Source organism: Streptomyces sp. NBC_00271, from assembly GCF_036178845.1.
GTDB lineage: Bacteria > Actinomycetota > Actinomycetes > Streptomycetales > Streptomycetaceae > Streptomyces.
Genome location: NZ_CP108070.1, coordinates 11576954 through 11598979, shown reverse-complemented (window position 1 = coordinate 11598979; position 22026 = coordinate 11576954). Strand labels below are relative to the sequence as shown.

24 protein-coding genes and 2 pseudogenes are annotated in these 22026 nt (G+C 67.4%); 19 read left to right on the top strand and 7 right to left on the bottom strand.

Translation table 11 applies throughout. The features are described 5' to 3' along the window. Positions 1–299: 299 nt before the first annotated feature. The 6 genes and pseudogenes from OG798_RS56970 (at position 300) to OG798_RS53055 (ending at position 5247) form a co-directional block, all read left to right on the top strand. Positions 300–2249 (top strand): SpoIIE family protein phosphatase, encoded by a 1950-nt coding sequence (locus OG798_RS56970; RefSeq protein WP_443054172.1) that lies wholly within the window; start codon positions 300–302, stop codon positions 2247–2249. Between the two features lie 3 nt (positions 2250–2252). Further along, positions 2253–2448, top strand: a pseudogene (locus tag OG798_RS56965) (EstA family serine hydrolase); the annotation flags it as partial. A 126-nt stretch (positions 2449–2574) separates the two neighbouring features. After that, on the top strand, positions 2575–2958 hold the full coding sequence (locus OG798_RS53070) for a hypothetical protein (RefSeq protein WP_328759947.1): 384 nt from the start codon (positions 2575–2577) through the stop codon (positions 2956–2958). 192 nt (positions 2959–3150) lie between these two features. Further along, the gene (locus tag OG798_RS53065) at positions 3151–4071 is read left to right on the top strand and encodes an NADP-dependent oxidoreductase (protein ID WP_183126843.1); all 921 of its coding nucleotides are present in this window, start codon (positions 3151–3153) and stop codon (positions 4069–4071) included. 14 nt (positions 4072–4085) lie between these two features. Next, complete coding sequence (locus OG798_RS53060) at positions 4086–4568, top strand: cupin domain-containing protein (RefSeq protein ID WP_121413276.1); 483 nt, start codon at positions 4086–4088, stop codon at positions 4566–4568. A 463-nt stretch (positions 4569–5031) separates the two neighbouring features. Further along, the gene (locus OG798_RS53055) at positions 5032–5247 is read left to right on the top strand and encodes a hypothetical protein (RefSeq protein WP_121413277.1); all 216 of its coding nucleotides are present in this window, start codon (positions 5032–5034) and stop codon (positions 5245–5247) included. 59 nt (positions 5248–5306) lie between these two features. Here OG798_RS53055 and OG798_RS53050 read toward each other — a convergent pair whose 3' ends face one another. Next, positions 5307–5708 carry a hypothetical protein gene (locus tag OG798_RS53050; protein WP_328759946.1) on the bottom strand — a complete coding sequence of 134 codons (402 nt, stop codon included), beginning with the start codon at positions 5706–5708 and terminating at the stop codon, positions 5307–5309. Between the two features lie 514 nt (positions 5709–6222). On the opposite strand from OG798_RS53050, the gene OG798_RS53045 reads away from it, so the two are divergent. Both OG798_RS53045 and OG798_RS53040 read left to right on the top strand, forming a co-directional pair. Further along, entirely contained in the window at positions 6223–6423 is a 201-nt protein-coding gene (locus tag OG798_RS53045; protein ID WP_183126847.1) for a hypothetical protein, read from the top strand. A gap of 63 nt (positions 6424–6486) precedes the next feature. Continuing rightward, positions 6487–6630: a SpoIIE family protein phosphatase gene (locus tag OG798_RS53040; protein ID WP_328759945.1), complete on the top strand. Its 144-nt coding sequence runs from the start codon at positions 6487–6489 to the stop codon at positions 6628–6630. A gap of 207 nt (positions 6631–6837) precedes the next feature. Here OG798_RS53040 and OG798_RS53035 read toward each other — a convergent pair whose 3' ends face one another. Continuing rightward, positions 6838–7068 carry a hypothetical protein gene (locus OG798_RS53035; RefSeq protein WP_328759944.1) on the bottom strand — a complete coding sequence of 77 codons (231 nt, stop codon included), beginning with the start codon at positions 7066–7068 and terminating at the stop codon, positions 6838–6840. Between OG798_RS53035 and tal the strand changes: the two genes are divergently transcribed. Beyond that, entirely contained in the window at positions 7067–8188 is a 1122-nt protein-coding gene (gene tal, locus OG798_RS53030; RefSeq protein WP_328759943.1) for a transaldolase, read from the top strand. The two genes, OG798_RS53035 and tal, sit on opposite strands and share 2 nt — an antisense overlap. Positions 8189–8228: 40 nt before the next feature. Here the strand turns inward: tal and OG798_RS53025 are convergent. Next, a pseudogene (locus tag OG798_RS53025) lies at positions 8229–8366 on the bottom strand (thiamine pyrophosphate-dependent enzyme); the annotation flags it as partial. Between the two features lie 231 nt (positions 8367–8597). On the opposite strand from OG798_RS53025, the gene OG798_RS53020 reads away from it, so the two are divergent. Both OG798_RS53020 and OG798_RS53015 read left to right on the top strand, forming a co-directional pair. Continuing rightward, complete coding sequence (locus OG798_RS53020) at positions 8598–9683, top strand: integrase core domain-containing protein (RefSeq protein ID WP_328759942.1); 1086 nt, start codon at positions 8598–8600, stop codon at positions 9681–9683. A gap of 76 nt (positions 9684–9759) precedes the next feature. Continuing rightward, positions 9760–10908, top strand: a complete 1149-nt coding sequence (locus tag OG798_RS53015; protein ID WP_328760217.1) for a PP2C family protein-serine/threonine phosphatase — start codon at positions 9760–9762, stop codon at positions 10906–10908. Positions 10909–10981: 73 nt separating this feature from the next. Here OG798_RS53015 and OG798_RS53010 read toward each other — a convergent pair whose 3' ends face one another. After that, positions 10982–12469: an FAD-dependent monooxygenase gene (locus tag OG798_RS53010; RefSeq protein ID WP_121413281.1), complete on the bottom strand. Its 1488-nt coding sequence runs from the start codon at positions 12467–12469 to the stop codon at positions 10982–10984. A gap of 346 nt (positions 12470–12815) precedes the next feature. Between OG798_RS53010 and OG798_RS53005 the strand changes: the two genes are divergently transcribed. Continuing rightward, the gene (locus OG798_RS53005; RefSeq protein WP_030172753.1) at positions 12816–13643 is read left to right on the top strand and encodes an alpha/beta fold hydrolase; all 828 of its coding nucleotides are present in this window, start codon (positions 12816–12818) and stop codon (positions 13641–13643) included. A 259-nt stretch (positions 13644–13902) separates the two neighbouring features. Here OG798_RS53005 and OG798_RS53000 read toward each other — a convergent pair whose 3' ends face one another. The 3 genes from OG798_RS53000 to OG798_RS52990 all read right to left on the bottom strand — a co-directional run bounded on the left by OG798_RS53000 (position 13903) and on the right by OG798_RS52990 (position 15864). Next, complete coding sequence (locus tag OG798_RS53000) at positions 13903–14346, bottom strand: VOC family protein (protein WP_147474078.1); 444 nt, start codon at positions 14344–14346, stop codon at positions 13903–13905. Between the two features lie 595 nt (positions 14347–14941). After that, positions 14942–15103, bottom strand: coding sequence for a hypothetical protein (locus OG798_RS52995; RefSeq protein WP_328759941.1), 162 nt, complete (start codon positions 15101–15103; stop codon positions 14942–14944). A 119-nt stretch (positions 15104–15222) separates the two neighbouring features. After that, positions 15223–15864: a TetR/AcrR family transcriptional regulator gene (locus tag OG798_RS52990; RefSeq protein ID WP_121413284.1), complete on the bottom strand. Its 642-nt coding sequence runs from the start codon at positions 15862–15864 to the stop codon at positions 15223–15225. Between the two features lie 148 nt (positions 15865–16012). Between OG798_RS52990 and OG798_RS52985 the strand changes: the two genes are divergently transcribed. The 7 genes from OG798_RS52985 (at position 16013) to OG798_RS52955 (ending at position 21025) form a co-directional block, all read left to right on the top strand. Next, the gene (locus OG798_RS52985) at positions 16013–16510 is read left to right on the top strand and encodes a cupin domain-containing protein (protein ID WP_121413285.1); all 498 of its coding nucleotides are present in this window, start codon (positions 16013–16015) and stop codon (positions 16508–16510) included. Positions 16511–17010: 500 nt separating this feature from the next. Continuing rightward, the gene (locus tag OG798_RS52980) at positions 17011–17409 is read left to right on the top strand and encodes a nuclear transport factor 2 family protein (protein WP_328759940.1); all 399 of its coding nucleotides are present in this window, start codon (positions 17011–17013) and stop codon (positions 17407–17409) included. A 132-nt stretch (positions 17410–17541) separates the two neighbouring features. Beyond that, the gene (locus tag OG798_RS52975) at positions 17542–18303 is read left to right on the top strand and encodes a pirin family protein (RefSeq protein ID WP_328759939.1); all 762 of its coding nucleotides are present in this window, start codon (positions 17542–17544) and stop codon (positions 18301–18303) included. A gap of 118 nt (positions 18304–18421) precedes the next feature. Next, on the top strand, positions 18422–18673 hold the full coding sequence (locus tag OG798_RS52970) for a hypothetical protein (RefSeq protein WP_121413288.1): 252 nt from the start codon (positions 18422–18424) through the stop codon (positions 18671–18673). A gap of 183 nt (positions 18674–18856) precedes the next feature. After that, positions 18857–19324: a nuclear transport factor 2 family protein gene (locus OG798_RS52965; RefSeq protein ID WP_328759938.1), complete on the top strand. Its 468-nt coding sequence runs from the start codon at positions 18857–18859 to the stop codon at positions 19322–19324. Between the two features lie 261 nt (positions 19325–19585). Next, entirely contained in the window at positions 19586–20173 is a 588-nt protein-coding gene (locus tag OG798_RS52960) for a TetR/AcrR family transcriptional regulator (protein WP_121413289.1), read from the top strand. 573 nt (positions 20174–20746) lie between these two features. Then, entirely contained in the window at positions 20747–21025 is a 279-nt protein-coding gene (locus OG798_RS52955) for a hypothetical protein (RefSeq protein WP_328759937.1), read from the top strand. Positions 21026–22026 lie beyond the last annotated feature (1001 nt).

Below are 22026 nucleotides of genomic sequence, written 5' to 3'. Positions count from 1 at the left end.
CTGGTCGCACCGCGCACACCCTCATGCCACCAGACCCCGAACGTCATGGGGTGTCTGACCAGACGCGCAGCTCGGTTTCGCCGCCGGCTTGCCGGATCCGGTCGGCGTATTCGACGGCTTCGTCGCGGAGGGATTCGACGGGCACTGACATTGCGGTCATCGAGCAGTGGCCCCCTGCCGTGGAGGGGCTGGCACTTGCGCGGCATAGTTGCAGTATGTCCAGTGATGGTTCTACGAGTTCCGCAGCTGGAGAGTGGGCCGTGCAACCGGGTGACGTCCTGGCAGTGCTCAGTGCCGACATGACGGTCTCCGTGTGGACCGGGGCCGCCGAGCGCCTATGGGGCTATTCGGCTGACCAAGCGCTCCATAGTCCCGCCAAGGGCCTGCTGGTTTCGGGCGCCCCGGAAATTCCCCGTATCTTTGCCGGCAGCCCCTGGTCAGGGCGGGTGCGGATCCGCCGCTGCGACGGCCATGAGTCAGCCGCGGATCTTCGGATCACTCCTCTGGACACTGACGGCGGCGCGGGTTGGCTCGTATGGGGGCCGAACACATCTGGCCGGCCAGGCCTGGATCCGCCAGCGGTGGATGCGCTATTGCACCACTCGCCGATCAGTCTGGCCATCTGGGACCGGGAATTGCGCTGTGTCTGGTTCAACGACAGCGTTCACAATCAGGACATCTACAGCTCCGAGCCGGAGCTGGGCGGCTATGTCACCGATGTGGTCCGCGCTCGTCACCCAGAGTTTCTGGAACGCGCTATGGCGCGCGTCTTGCAGAACGGGGTGCCGCTCTGGTGCGAACTGTGGCCGACCGAAGCTCGCGCCCCCGACCGCTACTACTGTGTTGCCTTGATCCGTCTCGATGGACCGGACGGTCGACCACTGGGCGTCTGTTCTGTGGCTGTGCAGGCCAGCACCGGGCAGGAAGTCGGAGGACTTCGTCTTCTCAACGAAGCGAAAAACCGCATCGGCACAGATTGGGACCCGTTGGTCACCAGCCAGAGGCTGGCGGAGACAGCGGTACCGAACCTCGCCGACTACGTCACCATCGACCTCGTCGAGGCCGTGCCGCTGGACAAGGAGCCGTTGAGACGCCTCAAGTCCACCGATACGAGCATACCTGGCTTCTATCGCGCCGGCGCCGCTTCCATCCACGACGATCTTCGCGAGTCTCTCTGGGCGCGCGGAACGCCGGTCTACGTTCCGCCAGCATCCCCTTTCACCACCGTGCTCAAAAATCGTAGGTCCTACTTCGAGACTGTTCTCGACACCTCCCCCGGCACTTGGCTCGACAACGACCCGGATCGGGCCCAGGTCATTCGCCAGACCGGAATGCATTCCCTCATAATCGTCCCCCTGCAGGCCCGCGGTGCGACACTCGGCATCGCCGTCTTCGTCCGCAGCCAGAACCCGGTTCCGTTCAGCAAGGCAGACCTTGCTCTTGCCGAGGAACTCGCGGCCCGGGCCGCACTGATCATCGACAACGCCCTGCGATACACCCGAGAGCGAACCGCCGCGCTTGCGATACAACGTGCCCTGATGCCGCACCACTTGTCAGGCGGCAGCACAGTCGAGGTGGCCACCCGCTACCTGCCCGCGGACACGCACGCCGGCGTCGGCGGCGACTGGTTCGACGTCATCCAACTGTCTGATGTCCGAGTGGCCTTGGTCGTGGGAGATGTTGTCGGTCACGGCATCAACGCGGCCGTGACCATGGGACACCTGCGCGCCACGACCCGTGCGCTCAGCAAGTTGGAATTGCCGCCCGCCGAAGTGCTACATCTCATGGATGAACTCGCCGTCGACATCGCCCGTGACTGTTTCGACGACGGCACCTCCACACCATCGGCTTTTGCAGCCACCTGTCTCTACTGTGTGTACGACGCGAAATCTCAGCGATGCACCATGTCCAGTGCCGGCCATCCCCCACCCGCGATCATCTTCCCGGACGGATCGGTCGACTTCGCCGAAGTACCTCCAGGTGCACCCATCGGGGTGGGACTGGGCTCCTTCGAATCGACCGAGGTGAAGCTGCCGGACAGCAGCGTGATAGGGCTGTACAGCGACGGTCTGATCGAGACGGAGCACGACGTCGACCGCGGACTGCAGCGGCTGCGCGCCGCTCTCGCCGGCCCCATTTCCAGTCTGGACGACCTATGCACGTCGGTCGTCGACACCCTGGCCCCGGACGGACCGATGGACGACGACATCGCCCTCCTTCTGGCCCGCACCCACCCCGCCGCTGACTAGAACGGCTACCACGCCCTGGTGATCAGCGCGCTCACCGGCGAGGTGGTGCGCCGGGCCACGGGGCACACGCTCCGGAAGGTGTGCGAGGAGCGGATGCGCGCCGTACGGCATGGACTTCTTCCTGAGGCTGCCCGAGTCCGAGGAGCCCCGCTTCCGCGCGGTCCAGCCGATGCTCCCCACCCCCGAGCAGCAGGCCCTGCCGGGGTACCTCGTAGATCTCCTTGTGTCGGGGCTGACGGTCGCTTGACCGCTGGCCCCGGCACATCCGCTGCGCTACAAATAGACGAAATCGACACAGAGTGTGGCCTACCGGCTGCTGGGGAGTGTGGCCGATGCCTACGATGTCACCCATGCGCGCGTCAACCGCGCGAGCGTCCTCGCAGTCTTCCGCGCCGCGTACGAGGCTGGGGACCTGGCCGGCTTGGTCAGGCTCCTACACCCGGACGCCGTCTACGTCACCGACGGCGGCGGCAAGGTCTCTGCGGCGCGCAAGCTCATACACGGCGGCGAGCGCATCGCAGCGGTCATGGTGCGTACGGGGCGCCAGTGGCACCCGGACCGCATCGACTTCGCCGAGGTCGGCGGCGAGCTCGCCTTGATGTTCTACCGCGAAGGCCGGGTCTACTCCGTCGACACAGTCCAGATCACAGACGGTCTGATCACCGCGTACCGCCGGGTCATCAATCCCGACAAACTCGTGCGCGTCTGAGCTGTCACGCCCGGAGGGGCTACCTCGTCTCCCTGCTGAGAACGCAAAACGGGCGACGAAGGAATACGCGTGAGCAGGTGAGATCGATCATGCAGCACGGCATACATCCACCTGCGGCCGCTATGAGCCCTGGGCGCGAGCCGACTGTGCGCTCGGGCCGCCGCCCCTCCCCTCTCCCCAGTAAGGACCTGCATGCAAGCCATCACTGTGCGAGACCGTGACGCTGGTCTTGCCGGCATGTCCCTGACGGACATGCCCTACCCCCATGCGGCCGAGAACGACGTCGTCGTGCGGGTTCACGCCGCCGGCTTCACCCCCGGCGAGCTGGACTGGCCAGGCACGTGGACCGATCGCGCCGGCCGCGACCGGACGCCGAGCGTGCCCGGGCACGAGCTGTCCGGTGTCGTCGCAGAGCTGGGCTACGGCACCACCGGCCTGAGCGTCGGGCAGCGGGTGTTCGGCCTGGCCGACTGGACCCGCAACGGCTCGCTCGCCCAGTACGCCGCGGTGGAAGCCCGCAACCTCGCTCCGCTGCCGGCGGACATCGACCACACCCTGGCCGCCGCACTGCCGATCTCCGGGCTGACCGCCTGGCAGGGCCTGTTCGACCACGGCCGCCTCACCACCGGCCAGACCGTCCTGATCCACGGCGCCGCTGGCGGCGTCGGCTCGATCGCGGTACAGCTCGCCCGCGAGGCCGGCGCCCGTGTCATCGGCACCGGCCGCTCCGCCGACCGGGACAAGGCGCTCGCCCTGGGCGTCGACACATTCTTGGACCTGCAGACCGAGAAGTTGGAGGACGCCGGCGAGGCCGACGTCGTGTTCGACGTGATCGGCGGCGACATCCTCGACCGCTCGGCCGCGCTGATCCGGGCCGGTGGCACGCTGGTCACCATCGCCATGCCGCCCAAGGTCCAGCCCAAGGACGGGCGGGCGGTCTTCTTCGTCGTCGAACCCGACCGCGCCCGGCTCATCGACCTCGCCCAGCGGGTAAGGGACGGCCGGCTCAAGCCGGTCGTCGGTGCTGTGCAGCCGCTCGCCGAAGCGCCCTCCGCGTTCGCCCGCGGCAAGCGCACCCCCGGCAAGACGATCATCCGCGTCACGGAAGACTGAACAGGAGACCGATCATGATCGGAATGCGGATCGCCGGTGGCCTGCTGGCCGTCGCCACACTGACTGCGGCCACGGCCTGCTCGACCTCCAACCAGCCCGCCCACGCCACGCGGCCGGCCGCGGCCGTGGCATCGCCTGCGGCCATGGCATCAACGCCCCCCACCGAAACCCTCAAGCCGCTGCTCCAGCAGGCTCTTCCGAATGTGAAGGGCAAGACGTTCACCTCGGCGGTCGTCGACTTCCCGCCCAACGCACGCGCGCTGCCGCACCGGCACGGCCAGGCGTTCGTCTACGCCTACGTCCTCGAAGGCACCGTGCGCAGCCAGCTCGAAGGCAAGCCCGTGACCACCTACCACCAGGGCGAGAACTGGGTCGAGCAGCCGGGCGCCCACCACCTCCTCACCGAGAACACCAGCCGGACCAAGCCCGCCAAGCTCCTGGTCGTCTTCGTCTCCAACACCGGAGACAAGCTCAAGGTCGACGACGCGAAGTCATAGCCCGGGGCACGCAGCAGGCGGCAACGCTCCGCACAACCTCTGCCCCTGCCGCAACACACACCACCGGCCACCAAGACCACGCGTGAGGCTGGTGACTGCGTAGATGATCGTCAATCCGCCGCCCTGGTGAATGCATGGCACTCTCGCCTCGATAGCGACGGCGGGACGGGCGGGTCGGCCACGCCCTCGCCCCGGCCCACTCCCAGCTGACTGACCTGATCGACCGGATGACAAAGTTCCCTCACGGCCGCGAGGACTGACGCTGGCGCTGTCCACGCCCAGGGGAAAGGCCCAACAGACCGCGACCGCACGCCGCTCCCTGCCCCCGGGCAGACACCGCCCGTATGCGGGATGGGCGGCGGGGCTATCAGGGTGTTCCCAGGCAGTGTCGGGCGGCCGGCGCGGGCCCGGTCGGCCATGCTGGGCCAGGAGTGGCACCCTTCCATGCGACAAGGAGCACGGCATGCCCACGGATCCGGTCGGACGATTCCTGGCGGCCCTGGACCCGGATCACCGGGAGGCAGTCGACGCCAAGCCGCGCGCTGAGCAGGAACGGCTTGCGGCGGCCTGGGAGCAGGAACTGGAAACGGACGCTGAGCTCGACACCCTCGACGAGCTGTCCCCCTCGGCGGCAGAGGCTGAGGCCGCCCGCCGCGTCATGGACCGCCAAACCGGCTAGAAACCGCCGCCCGCCACACACCTGCCTCCTGGCACGGGGACCACGGCGTCCCGGGCAGCTCAGTCTTGTTCGCCACGGTGCCTGTCGGTGTAGGTGACGGTGTAGTCCTCCACCGGCATGGCCATGTCCGCGGCGTAGTCGGCGCGGACCCGGCGGTCCGCTTCGGTGATGTCGGGGTGCACCAGGGGCGTCTGGGGTGCGCGCCAGAGTTGGACCAGGTGGCGCTCCCCGTGGTCGCCGATGCCGGGCTCGGGGTCATCCGCGTGGCAGTACAGGCGCATCCACACCCAGCCCGACCCGTCGGACGAGAACGGGAACTCCAGGGGAGGTTCGTCGTCCGGCCATGCGTCGAGGATGTCGCCCTGTTCGAGGGTCGCGACATAGAGGGCGGGGAGGTCCGCCCGCAGGCTGATCTCCTCGACGGGCTCCCACTCGGCGCCGGTTTCGGGTGCCTCAACCACTTCGGCTATCACCTCTTGGTCGAAGCCACCAAGCCGAGGGTGTAACCAGGACGGACCGGCCCGCCTCCGCTCTCCTCGACGGGGCGGAGGCCGACCGCCGGTCCGATGCGCCGTCGGGTTGGTCCGATGCGGTGGTGGGATGCTTCGTCAGCCGGGCAATCACACTGCTCCAGTCATCGTTCGGGAGGAGGCGCCCCCGCACGGAGCGTTACCGTAATGTCCTCGGGAGGGGAGAACTCGTCCATGAGGCCGGGCTCCCAACGATCGATCTTGGAGTGACCCGGCCCAGCGGTTGTGGGGGATAGCAGCCCGCCGCACTGATGTGCCGCCTTTCGGGTGACCTGGACGAAGGCGCGCCCCGACGTGCCCGCCGTCGACGGCCTGCCGAGCCACGTGCGCCGTCGCCGGCTGGCGGGCCGAGCGGCACCGGCGGGTTGGCGGTGGCGAAAAGAAGCGGGGCGAGCGACGGCCCGGCCGGCCGCGCCGGGACCCTCCGGGCAGGACGATACGGAGCATGACCGAAGACATCGCCACGGACGAGCCAGGCGTCACAGCGCAGGCACCGGTGCCAGCGAAACCCGTCCCCGAAGTCTCTGACCAGTACCGTGTCCTCGCCGCGCACCCGCGCCGCGTCCGTGCCCGCCAGGCGGTGTCCGCGCCGCGCGCACTCCAGGAGCTCGTACCAGAACAACCGGTGCAGCTCGTGACCTACTGATTCGCTACCAGCAGCTGAAGAGCATGCCCCGAGGCAAGGAAACGCGCCGCGGACAGACTGAGGGTGCGGGCACGGTTCCTGCCCGGAGGCGAGGGCCTTCCCCTCGGAGTGGACACCGACGTGCCTCGGGAAGCGGCGGCCACGGCGCCGCTCACCCCAGGCAGTCTCTTCCTGCTCTATACCGACGGCCTCGTAGCGGCGCGGTGAGGATCTGTCCATTGGTCTTGAGCGGCTCCGCTGCGAAGCCGGGAACCTGCGCGGCCTTGCGCCGGAACACTTCCTTTGACGACTTGGTGGAGCGGGTCACCCCCCGCACGTGGCGATGGCATCGCGCTGTTGGCGTTCTGGAATGAGCCCGCGTCCCGGCGACCGTACCGACCGAGCAACGCTGGACGGGCAGTAGTGAGTGCGCGGTCACGCCGTCACGAAGGAGAGCCGGTCGGCAACGTTCAGCAGCATCGCTCGTCCCCAATGCAGGCCGGCCAGAGCACCGTCGGCGTGGCCCGGTGTGCGGATTGCGGGCCACTGGCCTTCCAGAGACGATGGAGCTTCAGGCAAGCTCTGTGCGTGCGGGCCGCGGACGAGCAGCAAGGAGTCTTGATGCTGCTTCACTCCGCTGGCGCGCGGGAGGAGCGGCAGCGTCATGAGTCCCTTGAACACATTGAGCGATGCCAGAGTGTCGATCTGGCTGGACGATCTCAGTCGGGAGCGGCTGGTGTCCGGGAGTCTGGCGGGCCTGGTCGCGCGGGACTGGGTGGTGGGGGTGACCACCAATCCGACGATATTCGCCAAGGCGATCACGAGCGGGGACGCGTACGACGCACAGATCCGTGATCTGGCGGCCCGCGGAGTCGGCGTCGGTGAGGCGCTGCGAGTGCTGACCACAACCGACGTCCAGTGGGCGTGCGATGTGCTGCGTCCGGTCTACGATGCGACGGACGGCGTCGACGGGCGCGTCTCCATCGAGGTCGACCCCCGGCTCGCGCACAACACCGCGGCGACGATCGCGGAGGCGCGGGCGCTGTGGTGGCTGGTCGACCGGCCCAACTTGTTCGTGAAGATCCCTGCCGCGCGGCAGGGCCTCCCGGCGATCGCCGCGTGCCTGGGCGAGGGAATCAGCATCAACGTCACGTTGATCTTCTCCCTGGCCCGCTACGACGAGGTCGTGGCTGCCTTCCTCGACGGGATGGAACGCGCCAGCGATACAGGCCGGGAGCTGTCCGGGATCGGCTCGGTGGCTTCGTTCTTCGTCTCCCGTGTCGACGCCGAGGCAGACGCACGCCTGGACAAGACCGGCACCGCGCAGGCGGCCGAGTTGCGCGGCCGGGTGGCGATCGCCAACGCACGGCTGGCCTACCAGCACTACGAGCGGGTGATCTCCTCGCACCGCTGGCAGGCTCTGGAGAAGGCGGGGGCCCACCCGCAGCGTCCGCTGCGGGCTTCGACGTCCGTCAAGGACCCCAGCTACCCCGACACGCTGTACGTGACGGAACTGGTCGCGCCCGGCGTGGTGAACACCATGCCCGAGGCCACCTTGCGCGCGGTCGCCGACCACGGCCAGGTGCCGGCCGACTCGGTAAGCGGCCACTACGACGACGCTCAGCGGGTACTGCTTGAGTTGCGGGCAGTCGGCGTGGACTACGTCGACCTCGTGCAGGCCCTTGAGGACGAAGGTGTGTCGAAGTTCGACGCCAGCTGGGAGCAGCTCTCCGAGCAGCTCGCCGAAAGGTTGCGGAGCCTCCCCGCACCCCGGGGAAGGAACTGACGATGTCCGCGAACGACGGGTGTGCGATCGTCGGGGCCAGCCAGTCGGTCGGCCGCAGTGCGGCCATCAGGCCGACGACGGTGGCCTCCTCGCCCAGGTTGAGATGGCAGTAGCCGCCGATCTTCGCCCGGGCGTACATCTCCGCGGCCCGCAGTTCGAAGTGCCGGATCAGGGCCATCTGCCGGTAGTAACCACGTAGCGCCGCCGGGTCCTCACTCGCCGGGGTGCCTGTGTGCAACGGCTGGTCCGCTCGACTGCGGTGGGGCGTCTCACCGCAGTTGAGTGAGGCCGAGCACAGAGAGCGCCTCGCGGACCATCTGGTGGGTAAAGCCTGTGCCGTTCAGAAATGCGTTGCTGCAGGTCGTAGGGGGTCTGGTGGCGCTCAGGGTCGCGTGGGACGATGCCGCGGGTGATTGTCTCGCTGGTCTATCGGGTGACGATGAAGCTGTTGTCGGTCCCGGTGTTGCTGCTGCGTCGGCAAGTGGCCAAGGACGCCGAACTTCTTGTCCTGCGGCACGAGAACGCGGTGCTGCGCAGGCAACTTGCAGGTCCGGTGCGCTACGAGCCGGCGGACCGGCTGTGGTTCGCGGCGTTGTCCTCGTTGATACCCCGGCGTCGTTGGGCGCAGGTGTTCCCGGTGACTCCGGGCACCGTGCTGGCGTGGCATCGAAGTCTCGTGGCGCGCCGGTGGGACTTCAGCAAGCGTCGGAGCAGGCCCGGCCGGCCACCGACCACGAAGGCGATCAAAGAGCTGGTGCTGCGGCTGGCCGCAGAGAATCCGCGTTGGGGGTGTCGCAGGATCCAAGGCGAGCTCGCGCGGCTCGGGCATCGGGTCGGAGCCTCCACGGTCTGGGAGATCTTGACTGTTGCCGGAGTAGGCCCTGCTCCCCGTAGAGGTGGGCCGACGTGGCGAGAGTTCCTGACGGCGCAGGCCGACGGCGTCATTGCCTGCGACTTCCTGCACATCGACCTGGTTGATCTTCGCCGGGCCTACGCGCTGGTCTTCCTCGAGCACGGCACGCGCCGCCTGCACATCGCTGGTGTGACCGGGCATCCGACCGCGCAGTGGACGGTCCAGCAAGCCCGCAGCCTCGCCGTCGACCTGGGCCTGCGCTTGGAGGCGCTGCGCTTCTTGGTCCGCGACCGGGACCGCAAGTACACCGAGTCCTTCGACGCGGTCTTCGCGTCCGAGGGCATCGAGACCCTGAAGACGGCGCCGCGGGTCCCACGGATGAACGCGCACTGCGAAAGGGTCATCGGGACACTCCGGCGCGAGGCCCTTGACCACCTGCTGATCCTGAACGAAGCCCACGCTCGACGCGTGCTCGACGTCTACGCCTTCCACTACAACGGCCATCGCCCCCACCAGGCCCGGGGACAACTTCCTCCCCTCGCCCAGGAGCACCCGGCGCCCTCGACCGACTTAACCGCGCACCGACTCCTCCGCACCCGAGTACTGGGCGGCGTCATCAACGAGTACAGATACGCGGCTTGACCAGCAGCGATGAGTTTCTGAACGGGACAGGTTCGGCGAGCGGCTTCTGGGGGTGCTGCTGGACCGTGCGCACGAGATGCCGCCGCAGCTGATCGCTCCCATGATCGCGGAGGAGGTGGCCAGGGTCGGGGGCCGCGACGTCTCGATCCTCCTCCAGGACTACGCGCAGGAGTCGCTGGTGCCGCTGTCCGGCCGCGGGCTGCTGGTCGGTGAGCCCGAGGAGATCGGCGAATCCCCGGCCGGCACGGCCTTCCTGCGGGCCGCGCCCGTTGAGGTTGCGCAGGCCGGCGGTGTGCGGATGTACCTGCCGTTGCTGGACGGCAGCGATGAGGTGGGGGTGATGGCTCTGACCCTGGAGAGGGTCGATGACGATGACCGGCAGCTGCTGCGCAGGCTGGCCGGTCTGGTGGCCGACATGCTGGTGACCAAGCACGCCTACACCGACCGGTTCTTCCAGGCCCGGCGCCGTGAGCCGATGAGTGTGGCCGCGGAGATGCAGTGGTCGCTGCTGCCGCCGCTGACGATGTCCGTTCCGCAGGTCGCGGTGTCCGGCGCCGTCGAGCCCGCCTACAGCATCGCCGGTGACAGCTTCGACTACGCCCTCAACGACAACATCCTTCATGTGGCCGTGATCGATGCGATGGGTCACGGTCTGAACGCCGCCACGATGGCGACCGTCGCCGTCGGCGCCTACCGGCACACCCGGCGCGCCGACATCGGCCTGGCCGAGATGTACGCGTTCATGGACCGGGCCGTCGCCGAGCAGTTCGGTCCCGATCACTTCGTCACCGCGCAGATGATGGATCTGGACGTCACCACCGGCCGTCTTCGATGGGTCAACGCCGGCCACCCCGTTCCCCTGCTGATCCGCAACCATCAGGTCGCCGGGCCACTGGAGGGCCCGACCACGCTTCCGGTCGGCCTGGGCGGTGAGCACCCTGCGGTCAGCGAGCACCAACTCCAGCGCGGTGACCGCGTGCTGTGCTACACCGACGGCGTGATCGAGGAACGGAATGCCGAAGGAGAACCGTTCGGCGAGGAACGGCTCATCCGCTGCGTCAACACCATTGAGCAGGCTCACGCGGAAGGAGGGACGCGGGCGGGGGCGCTGCGGCTCTCGCACGCCCTGAAGCGGGAACGCGCAGGGCGCACCAGCGATGACGCCACCGTCTTCCTGATCCACTGGCGCGGGGGCGCCGCCGAACACCTCGCCATCCTGGAATGACATGGGCGGTCCGGGCAACGTGGAGGGGAAGGGCTTGCGGGACAGTCCCAGCGTCGCCGCGACAGTGGCCTAACTAGTCGGGTGAAGGGGCTACAGAGCTGGTGCCTTGTGTGCCGCACCATTCGGTCAATGCTTGGCGGGCCGCGTCGATGCGATGTTCAGGTGACTCGTCCGAGATGGCCCATGCGATATAGGCGTCTGGTCTGACCAGAACACTCTTTTTGGTAGCGCCCTTCGGGGATACGATCTCCACCTCGCCGGCCCACTCTGTGATCAGTGAGGGGAAGCGCTCCGTGTCGGACGGTGTGACAAGGACGAACCGTCGCTTACGGAGGGCTTCGTAGAGTCTGCGTCCGTCGCTGAGGGGGACGTCAGGTGCCCGCTTCCCGACAAGGGGGTGCGCGCCGACCGTGGCGGCGTAGGAAATGTCGATTCCCGAGATTGCCATGGCCAGTCGTCGGGCCACTGGTGGGGTTTGCAGCACCGTACGCGCTGACAGGTCACGGAGGCCGCACAATGCCCGTGGTGTGGTGAGGACGCCGCGGAGCAGTGCCCCGCTCATCCGCAGAACCCGGTGTCCCACCGGGTGCCGTTCGTTCTGATAGGTGTCGAGCAGGGTGTCTGGTGCGCGGCCACGCTGAACGGCTGCGAGTTTCCAGCTCAGGTTTGCGGAGTCCTGGATGCTGGTGTTGAGGCCCATGCCGCCGGCCGGGGAATGGACGTGGGCGGCGTCGCCGACGAGGAATACTCGGCCTACTCGGTAGCGGGGTGACTGGCGTTCGTCGCTGTGGAATCTGGAGAGCCAGCGAGGGTCGTGCATGCCGAAGTCGCTGCCGAGCGCCTGGCGGGCGACGTCTTTGATTTCTTCCAGATCGACCGATGCGTTGTCGGGCATGGGGTGGTGGCGGTTCCAGGCCATGACCCTGAACCAGCCGTCGCCGAACGGGACGACAATGGCGAAGGCGTCTCCGGTCGCTGCCACGGTGGGCGGCTTCTTCGGCGGATCAGCCATCCGGACGTCTGCGAGCATCATGGAGCGAACGGCGGAGCGGCCGGGGAATGGGAGGCCGAGGGACTGGCGCACGCAGCTGTTTCGTCCGTCTGCGCCGACGACGAAGTCTGCGCGCAGGCTGTGTTCAGTGCCGGCTGGTGTCTTCACGGTGACGTCGACACCGTTCGGGTCTTGCTGGACGCCAGTCACTTCGTGGGCCTGCATGATGTTTACGCCGTGTGTCAGGGCGCGGGACAGGAGCAGTCGCTCGGTGTTGTACTGGGGCGTCACGAGCACGTGGGGGTAACGGGTCGGCAGGTGCGACAGATCAATCCGCAGAAATTGCAAGATCGGGTTGCGGAGGCCGGTCAGCAGCAGGTCGTCGGCCAGGCCGCGGGCGTCCAGTTGCTCCATCGTTCGGGCGTGAACGGCGAATGCGCGTGTCAGCTGGGATTCCCCTTCTCGCCGTTCCACGACGGTGCAGCGCACTCCGGCCTCGGCCAGGTCACCTGCGAGCAGCAACCCCGCTGGACCAGCACCGACGACCAGCACGTCAACGTCGGATCCCATGTCCTGCCCTCCGCGTGTCACAGAACGAGTAGTAACGACCCGTGATCACCTGGCTGCCGCCCGCCACCGGTGGTGATGTTCAGGGCGGGTGGGTGACTGTGCCCGGGAGTTCACTCGGGTGGCGTGACCGGTGAATTCTCCTGACCGCAAGGACCACCGTACGAGGCAGACCACTTCCTCGCCTGTCAGGCAACGACCGTCCCACTCGTACCGAAGCGGTGGTTCCAGACGCGCTGAATCGCTGCCCCGCAATTAATGTTGACCTCATGCGGCGCCGCTTTCGCGTCACATCCCCGGAGGGCGTGACGTAAGGGGCCCGCGAGCGGACATCGAGAGGAGCGCAACCATGCCCTTCGCCACCGCCGAGGACGGCACGCAGATCTTCTACAAGGACTGGGGCTCGGGCCAGCCCGTGCTCTTCTCCCACGGCTGGCCGCTCACCGCCGACGCCTGGGACCCCCAGATGAAGCTCATGGTGGACAACGGATTCCGCGCCATCGCTCACGACCGGCGCGGTGGCGGCCGCTCCGGTCAGCCCTGGGACGGCAACAACCTCGACACGTACGCCGACGACCTGGCCGCGGTCATCGAAACCGAAGACCTGCACGACGTCATTCTGGTCGGGCATTCCACCGGCGGCGGCGAAGTCACCCGCTACATCGGCCGGCACGGCACGGCACGGGTCGCCAAGCTGGTCCTGCTCGGCGCGATCCCGCCGCTGATGCTGAAGACGGAAGCCAACCCTGAGGGCCTGCCGATCGAGGTGTTCGACGAGATCCGCCAGGGTGTGCTCACGGACCGCTCGCAGTACTACAAGGACCTCAGTGCCCCGTTCTACGGTGCCAACCGTGAGGGCTCGACCGTCTCCCAGGGAACGCGTGACGAGTTCTGGCTCTGGAGCATGACAGTCGGCATCAAGGGCGCCTACGACTGCATCAAGGCGTTCTCCGAGACGGACACGACCGAGGACCTGAAGAAGGTCGATGTGCCGACACTGATCGTGCATGGCGACGACGACCAGATCGTGCCCATCGTCTCCGCGGGCGCCAAATCATCCAAGATCGTCAAGGGCGCGCAGTACAAGGTCTACGAGGGCGCGCCTCATGGCCTTGCGATGGTGCCCAAGTACGCCGAGATCTTCAACAAAGACCTGCTTGAGTTCGCGCGGAGTTAGCGACGGCTCGCACCCCGGTGAACGGCAGCACTGCCGCTGGAACTGCTGGGAATCGGCGCTGCGAATTGGCCGCCCGGGAGGGCCGGCTCATCGCCTGGCAGACCGCGCGTTGGCCGCATGCGCAAAGGGCATTCGCCGGCCGGCCGCCGCAAACCTGCGTTAGGCAGCGGCGGCGGTCGGCGGCGCCAACCATGTCCCGGACAACTACGTCCGGAGCAGCTTAATCTGGCTCGGCGGCCAGGTTGATCGGTTCGCCGTGTCAGCCGACCGGGCTTGCGCCTTGCTGGAAGACGTTGATGAGATTTCCGTCGTTGTCACGGATCGCGGTCGAGATACTGCCGTCGCCGAGGTCCATCTGCTCCCAGACGGTCGTCACCCCCAGATCACGGAAGGTGCGGGTCACGCTGTCGAGGTCCTCGACACGGAAGACCAGGGCCTTGTTGCCGATCGGGCGGATGTGGGCGGGGGGCTCTGCCGTCAGTTCAGGGATCCGCACACCGTTTGCGGGCTGAAGGAGCTCCAGCCGGAAACCGGGCCCCTCCAAGAAGGCAACGTCCGCTCCGATGGCGTCGAAGCGGGACTTCGCCAGCAGGGTGAGGCCGAACACCCGGTTCCACCACTGGATCGACGCGTCGAGGTCGCTGACGGAAATCGTCACGTTGTGGAGGCTGTAGGTGAAGAGCGGCTGGGGAGGGGTGGTCATGGTGATCACTTTTCGTTGGGCGTGTGCAGTCGTTTGCGGAGGGGCACGCGAGACACTCGCGCAGTCCCGCCCCGGCGTTTCCCTGCCGTGCAGCGGAACAGTCTGTACCTGTCTACCGCCGACCCGACGTCCCCTTGCAGTAGCGAATCCGCGGGTCGCAGTACAAAGGTAGAGCTTATGGACCGTACAGTCAAGAACTTATGTCTCCTTCAAATGCGTTGCAAAGTCAGTCGATCAATGCACTATTTGAGCGCTCGCCGCGCCGTCGGCATGCGAATGGGAGCCGCGAACCAAGGTCCTGTGCGGGAATCTGTAGAGCTCGCCCGCAGCGCTCGTGTGAAACGGTCCGGCGCCGTCGGCTGCCAGAGCGTCGTCCGGCCCGCGGTGAGGCGCAGTCGGTGGCGCAGCCGCACGGCCGAAGACGGCCCGCTCAAGGGCATGACGAAAGGGGCGGGTCGGCAACTGTGCTGGGGCGGGCGGCCGGGCCACTAGTTGGAACGTACGAAGGGACGCTCGCGCGCCGATCCCAGGCGGGCCCACGCGGATCGCTGTTTGTCGGCATATCACCTGTGGACGATGCCGACCCGCAGGATGGTCAGTGCCGGGACAGCTGCTTGAGGGCGGCTTGGCCTATCTGCAGCAGAGCTGAGCCGTCCATGTCGGTCTTGGCGAGAAACTCGATGCCCTGCATGACGGCGAGGAGCAGTCGCCCGAGCTCCTGGGCGTCCGCGCTCGGTATTGATGCGGTGCGAGCCACCAGACAGGTGCTGCTGTGCCGCCACCGCAGCTGGCTGTCCCCACCCCGCCTGGCCCTCCAGCTCACCGTGCCCCCTGATGACGACAGACGTGGGCGTGCGTCGGCGGCTTGCCCGCCGATCAGTCGATGCGGCCACCCAGCAAGGCGGCCGAGACCTGTTCCACCAGCCAGTGTTCGGTGTCGTTCCATGACCAGCCACAGTCCGCCACGTACAGGTGCCAGGACTGGTGGCCGAGGAAGAACCACAGGATGTCGGTGGCGCGGCCCTGCGTCAGGCCCTTGCCCAGGGCATGCAGATCCGCCAGCCGCCCGGCCACGACCGCGAGGGCCTCGCGGTAGACGCGATTGGCGTCGGTGAGGGTTTCCGCGGCGGTCTCGTCCAGTGCGGCCGCCGTGACCAGTACTTGGAGGAGGGCGGAGTACCGCTCGTTGTCGATCCGGACCCCATGCGTAGCGGCGGCGACCGTCTCCCGCGGATCGGATGAGGCGCGCACCGCTGCGAGGGTCTCGTCGACGATCGGGTCGTCCATGCCCTCGCCGATGAGGTGGGCCAGGATCGCGGCCTTGCCGCCGGTGCTCGCGTACACCGTGGGAACGGCCGTTCCGGACTCCCGCGCGATGTCGCTGACGGTGACCTTTCCATAGCCGCGTTCCATAAAGAGGCGCAGAGCGGCGTCGAGGATGGCCGCTCGTGTCTCCGCGGCCGCCTCGGCACGCCTGCCGGCACGGTAGGGCCGCCGGTCGCCCGGCCGACTGCTCATAGTTCCATCTTCAACCAACGCATGCTACTTTCGATATAGGTACCGTCTATTGAATATTGGGCGCCTTCCCCTGCGATCGTCTGCACCCGGCCCACCCCATACCAATCGTGCCGGGCGCCCCCGTCCTCTCTGTCTGGAGTCACCCATCATGAGTCTCTTCACGCCTGCCACCGGCGCTGCGGCACGTCAGTATGTCCTGGGGCAGGAGCTGCGGGTCACCATCCTCACCTCCGGAGCGGAGACCGAGGGACGCCACGACGTCACCGACTCCGTCATGGAGACGGGCGCGGCGACGCCGCTGCACCTGCACACGCGGTACGAGGAGCGGCTGTGGGTGGTTTCTGGTTCGCTGACCGTGTGGGCCGGGCCCGACACCGTGACGCTGCGGTCCGGTGACTTCTTCACCATTCCCAGGGACGTGCCTCACGCGATCAAGTCCGGCCCCGACGGGGCCCGGGCGCTCAACATCAGCTCGCCGGCCGGATTCGCCGAGCTCATCGCTCGGGCCGCCACACCGCTTCACCTGGCCACGCCGGAGACTGAGCTGGACGCGGAATTGTTCATGGCGGTGACCGAGGAACTCGGCGATGTCGTTCTCGGCCCGCCCGGCATGATCCCCGCAGATCTGGACCGCCCCGGCCAGTAGCTCGCGAAAGGCGGTCCCGGCGAGCGGCGGGATCAGACTGCCAGTCCGGACAGGCCCGGCAACTGGGCATCGACGCCTGGCCGCTCCCGGGTCGGCAAAGGACGCGGATCATCGGCCTCAGGGCCGTTCGCCATCGCGGCGCGGAGAGCACGCTGACCCAGACGTGATGGGCGATGACCGCAGTCTCGTCTCCCGCAACGGAGCGCTCGGCCGCCTCTTACGGCAATCGTCACGAGACAACTCGCGCTCGCCGCAATGCTTGCAATCGCGAACTCTGTACGCCGTCGAAGCGGCGCGATGCGCCCGGGATCACACCGCCCGACAATTCTTGACCGGCCGGTCCGAATCTGTTCTACTCGACAGAGATGTTGCGGAGCCCTGGGCCGTCGCGCCCTTGTGGTCCTCCGATTTCTGACGTGCAGCGGCCACCAGCGCCGTGAGTGGCGTGAAGCGCCGGATGCGCTCCCCCCGCACCCCTCTCCGTGAAAGGTTCCCTGATCATGACTACACGCGAGGTCGTCGAGAAGTTCCTCGGGCTGCTTGCCGCCGGAGACCCTGACGCCGTTGCCGAACTGTTCGCGAAGGAGATCGACTGGTACGTGCCCGGATCCCCCCGACTGCCATGGACGGGCCGGCGCACGACGCGCGCCGAGGTCGCCGACTACCTCCGCACACTGGGCGAGAACATCGTGCCGGAGGAAAACGTCGACAGCGTCGAAGCTCTCGTCGTGGAAGGTGACCACGCGGTCCTCCTCGGAGAGTTCTCCCGGGTGGCGCGAAGCACGGGCCGCTCGTACCAGATGCCCATCGCCATGCACTTCCAGGTCGCCGACGGCAAGATCGTCAAGCTCTATCTCTACGAAGACACCTTCAAGGTCGCGCAGGCATACGCGCAGTGAGGGCCTGACCTCCGTTCCTTCGACGACACCGATCAGGGCCCCTCGTGCCGCAGCCGCCGTGGCCGGCGGCTGACTCTGCGCCGCCCCCACGCAGAAGCCCCGGCCGCCTCCACATCTTTCAAGGAAACCGTCGTGCGCGCTGCGATCGACATACGCCGTTCCTCCTCCCGCCGCCTCTCCCGCACCGACTGGCTGCGGTCCTGGAACTCCTTCTCCTTCGGGCCCCGACCCGAACCAGCCAACACTCACTACGGGTTGCTGCTCGTGTCCAACGAGGACACCGTCAAACCTGGCACGGGGTTCGACACCCATCCTCACCAGGACATGGAGATCGTCACCTGGGTGCTGGAAGGCGCGCTTGTCCACCAGGACTCCACCGGCCACAACGGAATCATCTATCCGGGCCTCGCCCAGCGCATGACCGCCGGCTCGGGCATCCTTCACAGTGAGAAGAACGACTCGTGGACGCTGACCGGCGATCCCGAACACAACAACGACGTGCACTTCATCCAGATGTGGGTCCTGCCCGACACTGCCAACGTGTCTCCCGGGTATGAGCAATTGGACATCAACGCCCAGCTCACACAAGGCGGATGGGCCACCCTGGCCTCGGGCATGCCCAAGCACTCCGGCACCCGGGCCATCAGCATCCGTCAAAAGCATGCCGCACTGCACGTCGCGCGGCTTCGTCCCGCCGAGACTCTGCACATCGCGACCGCGCCGTTCGTCCATGTCTTCGTCGCCAAGGGCGCGCTCTCCCTGGAAAGCTCCGGTCCGCTCGCTCAAGGAGACGCGGCGCGGATCACGGCTGCCGAGGGCCAGCGGATCACCGCAGCAGATCGGGGCGCGGAGGTGCTCATGTGGGAGATGGACGCCACTGTGATTCTCCGGTGAGCCCTCCTGGCGCTCCTGGGACCTCACACACGCCGCATCGGGCGCCAGAAACATATCTGCGCCGCCCAAGTCGAACGTCCGCCACTGGGAAGCCCAGGGAAAGTGAAATGCGCAGCACATGATGAATGCCCGCGAGCTGCTGCTCGCCTACACGGCCAACATCGCAGACCCAGAGGTCGCCTCGTCCCTCTTCGCCGAGGACGGCGTCCTTGAACTGTCGTACCTCGAATCCATCGGCCTCCCGACCCGAACGGTCGGTCCCGAAGCAATTCGCGAGTTCATGACCGGTCTGCTCCTCCGCGAGTCTCTGGACCTGGTCCGGGCCGCGCGCGCGATGCTGCCGAACGGAGTGGCGGACATCCCTGCGTGACGTTCCATCGCGCTCCTCACCCCAGTTTGCCCGCGGTGAGGAGCACGATGGCGCTGGGCGCCGGCCACCGCCCGACGGACCAGGAAACGTTGCGATCATGACCCGCCCGCTGAGGGATGAGGACGTCCACGGCACGCCGCAACGGCGGCCGAGGGCCCGCACCGTTCAATGGCAGGAGGCACCATGCCCTCGAACCCTCCGGCACCTCCCTTCACCGAACAGACCGCCATCGAGAAGGTCCGGCTCGCCGAGGACGCCTGGAACACCCGCGGCCCCCGGAGGGTGGCCCTCGCCTACACCCCCGACAGCCGGCGGAGCAATCGTGCCGAGTTCGTCACCGGGCGCGAGGAGATCATCGACTTCCTCACCCGGAAGTGGACCAGAGAGCAGGACTACCGGCTCATCAAGGAGCTGTGGGCATTCCACGGCAACCGCATCGCCGTGCGCTTCGCCTACGAGTGCCACGACGACTCGGGGAACTGGTTCCGCTCCTATGGAAACGAGAACTGGGAGTTCGACAACGAGGGGCTGATGCGCGTACGGCTGGCATGCATCAACGACCTGCCCATCCAGGAGTCGGAGCGCAAGTACCACTGGACGTTGGGACGTCGCCCGGACAATCATCCCGGGCTGAGCGATCTAGGCCTCTAGTACGCCTCTGGTACTCCACCAGCGTCTCTTCATTCGTGCTGGCCAGACCCAGTTCGCGCCCCGCGCGCCCCAACGACACAGCCACCCCGCCTCAGCATCGCTCACCCACGACAGCCCATCAGTGGTTGGCGCGGTCCTTCCAGACGTGCGGGACGGGTGGACATGAAGCAAGACGACAGAACCGCTCGGGTGGCCCACCGGTGCCAGCTGCATGCAAAGCCAATATGGACCGAAAGGTCAAAAAGCAGTAGTGTGAACGCTATGGCGCGTCCCCGAAACTTCGATGAGAACCAGGTTCTGGAGTCCGTGCGCGAGCAGTTCTGGAACCGCGGCTATGCAGCCACATCGCTGCAGGACCTGATGGCCGCCACAGGTCTGGGCAAAGGAAGCCTGTACGGAGCGTTCGGTGACAAGCGCCAGCTCTTCCTGCATGTACTGGACAGCTATCGCGACGAGCAGCTCACCAGCGTCCGGCAAATCCTCACAGGACCAGGCCCGGCCCTGGAGCGCCTGACCCACCTCCTGGAAGGCACGGCCAACGGCTTCGCGGGAGACACGCAGCGACGCGGCTGCTTCATGGTCAACAGCACGTCCGAGCTGCACAGCCAGGAACCCGAGGTGGTCTCCCGAGCCCGAACTACCTATCAGGGTGTCGAAGACCTCCTGATCGCCTGCGTCAAGGAGGCGCAGCGTGAAGGAGACCTGGATCCCAGTGCCGACGCGCAAGAGCTCGGACGCCTGCTCCTCGCGGTCCTGCAGGGCATCGAGTTCCTCGCCAAGACCAACATGGACGGCTCGGCCCTCCTGCAGGTCGGCCACGCCGCGCTGTCCCAGCTGCCTCGACCCTGACCCGGCGGTTCGGCCCGCTCCCCGCAACACCGCTGCTCTATGCCCATCCGGCAGGCACCGGAGGGCAAACGGATACGGTGGCCCGCAATCAGGAAGCTGTCCGCATCGGCCGGGCCGCAGTCGAGACCCGGCAGGCGAAGAACGACCCGTGGCTCATGGCGCTCCTGCACCGCCGTCAGGCCGTCGGCCACGCCAGGACCGGCGAACGGACCCGAGCTGAACGCTCCCTCGCACGCGCCGAGACCGCATACGACCGCGCCCAGGGGCAGCCCGCCGCATGGCTGTCCTTCCTCACCCCGGCCGAGATCACCGGTCTCGCCGGTGCGGCACACCAGGCCCTCGGCCGTCACGCCCGCGCTCAGAAGCTCACCTCCTCCGCGCTGGCCCTGCTGGAGCCGCGGTTCGAGCGGAACCGGGTCTACTACACGGCCCAGCACGCGCAGGGCCTCCTCGATGGCGGGGAGGCCGAACACGCGGTAGCCGAGGCGGCGCGGGCGGCCGTGATCGCCAAGCGGGTGCAGAGCGACCGCGTGCAAAACAAGCTCGATGACCTGCGACGCCAGATGCGCCAGCATGCGAAGCGCGTGCCGGACGCAGCGGACTTCCTGGAGCGGACACGAGACCGGGGCCCCCACGTTCGCACTGTCGGAGCTGATGATCGTCGAGAAGGTCCGCGGTACCGGCGCCGCCCACGAGATTCACGGCGAGCTGCTGCGCGGCAGATCCGAGGAGCGGGTCACGCTCCTCGTCGAGCGGGACCATCCGCGCGTACACGCCCTGTACGAGGCATGGGGGTACCAGCACTTCGGTGAGGTTCTCCCCTTTGAGGACGCGCCGCCTACAACGCGATGATGCTCACCCTGGGCTAGCCGCGGGTGCTGGTGAACCGCACCCCGGGCCCCCACTTCGCCTTCTGGTCGGCGAAGCACCAACTACACCGGGGGAGCCCGCCCGGGCCGTACCGCCACGTCTGCTGCTGGCATCCCGCGCACAATCCGACGTGACTGCCAGGGCAGATCATGGTGCTGGGGTCGGGCTCCGTGATCGGTGGCACTGGGGTCGTCATGTCTGTGTCCTCATCTGGGCGACGAGCGCTCATCGCCTCGAACAAAGAATAGAACACGCGTCTCGATTGTCAGACCCTCCCCATACGGTGGGGGTATGTCCCACTCCCCCGGGCCTGACGGCCGGGTGACTCCTGCCCTTGATGAGATCAACAACAGAATCCGCCGGCTCATGGCTGGCCCCGCCGGACGGAAGCGGACCGCCGACTACGAACGCCTCCTCACCCTGTGGGCGGAGGCGGGTCGCCATGGTCGGCGGCCCAGGAGTAAAGGTGTGTCGCATCGCGGCGCATGCCCAGACTCAGCAGATGGTGGGTTAGGCGACGGTGACCGTGTCGGTCACCGCTGACGGCGAAGGCCCGACGGGCCAGGCGTTCACTGTCCCCGTAGTGTCCAGAAAGGCCAACAGCTGCGGAGAGCTCGCCGAGGAGTAAACCGGAGTGACAACGCTCTTCAATGAGTTCTTCCGCACGTCGGAACTGCCCGAGGGCGATGAGGCGGCGGATGAACCACGTCAGCAAGGAGGCGTCACCACCCGAGGCAGCCCGCAGGTACAGCGCCTCACAGTCAACCGCCTGGTGGGTGCGCGCAGCCTCGGCGAGTTCCCGCATATCAGCGTCCGTACGGGAGTGAGTCGCTGCCGCTGCCCACAGAGAGGAGGCGGGAGGCATCCTTTTCCTGGTTGTCCGGCCCTTCTCGTGAAGGATGTCAGCCAACTGGTACAACGGGCTATCCGGGGATGGCTCACCCGGACGGGGCCGGTACCGTGTCAGCGGCCCTGGCAGCTTA